The organism is Streptomyces sp. 13-12-16 (assembly GCF_002114215.1).
In the GTDB taxonomy this organism is placed as follows: domain Bacteria; phylum Actinomycetota; class Actinomycetes; order Streptomycetales; family Streptomycetaceae; genus Streptomyces.
Genome location: NZ_NCTE01001243.1, coordinates 1 through 1,092, shown reverse-complemented (window position 1 = coordinate 1,092; position 1,092 = coordinate 1). Strand labels below are relative to the sequence as shown.

Sequence of the window (1,092 nt, the reverse complement as noted above, 5' to 3'; positions counted from 1 at the left end):
GAGACGATGAGGCGGGCGTCGTCGGACATCTCGCGCAGGAAGGCCAGGTCCGGGTGGAGGGAGCGCAGGGTGTCCACGCGGGTGCTGTAGAAGAGCGAACGCGACTCCTTCTGGCTGGAGTAGCGGAACGCCCACAGGCGCACGCCGTCGGTCACCGCGACCGTCATCTGCAGCGGGAACTCCACCCCGTGCTCGTGGCCGACGCGTTCCACCAGGCCGGCCATCCGGGCGACGGCACCGGGCGGGTCCTCCTCCAGGCCGAGGGTCAGCGAGAGGTGGAACATCATCTCCGAGTCCGTGGACCCCTCGACGTACGGGAACAGGTCCGGCTCGACGGAGAGCGCGAGGTCGCGCCGGACCAGGTGGAAGTCGGCGATCGCCCCGTTGTGCATCCACATCCAGCGGCCGTGCCGGAACGGGTGGCAGTTGGTCTGCTGCACCGCCGTGCCGGTCGAGGCCCGGATGTGGGCGAAGAACAGCGGGGAGACGACGTGCTCGGCGATCTCCCGCAGGTTGCGGTCGCTCCAGGCCGGTCCGATGTCCCGGACGACCGCGGGGCTGCTCTTGTCCGGCACGTACCAGCCCACGCCGAACCCGTCACCGTTGGTCGTCTCGACGCCCATCTTGGCGTGCAGGCTCTGGTCGATCAGTGAGTGGGCCGGCCGGTAGAGGATGCTGTCGAGCAGGATGGGAGTGCCCCGATAGGCGAGCCAACGGCACATGGTCCACCGCCTTCCCGGTCAACGGCCACCGCCGCCGTTCCAGGGGCCGTCGTCGTGCCGGCCCAGCGCGAGCCTCGTCACCCGCAGCCAGTCGGGTGCCCCGTTCCCCGGCCGCGTACCCACCGCGCCCCGCGGGACGCGCACCCGCAGCGCCCCGGGCACGATCCGGCACACCACGGGAACCGGCAGCAGTACGTGCTCCCCGTCCACGCCGGCCGGCACGGTCGGGGTGTCCGCCTCCACGACGACCTCGTCGGCGGTGAGCCTCAGCAGGCCGGCCGCGCGGGGGCCGCGCACCGTCCCGGCGGCCCGCACCGCGCTCTCGACCCGCACCCCCAGCACCCCGAGCCGTCCGGAGTCCAGCCGATCC

1 protein-coding gene and 1 pseudogene are annotated in these 1,092 nt (G+C 72.5%); both read right to left on the bottom strand.

Annotated features, from left to right (window positions below):
* Window positions 1–722, bottom strand: a 722-nt coding sequence (locus B7767_RS38650) for a class II glutamine amidotransferase (protein WP_085576042.1), incomplete at its 3' end; no start/stop codon positions are given.
* 18 nt (window positions 723–740) lie between these two features.
* A pseudogene (locus B7767_RS46925) lies at window positions 741–1,092 on the bottom strand (diacylglycerol kinase); the annotation flags it as partial.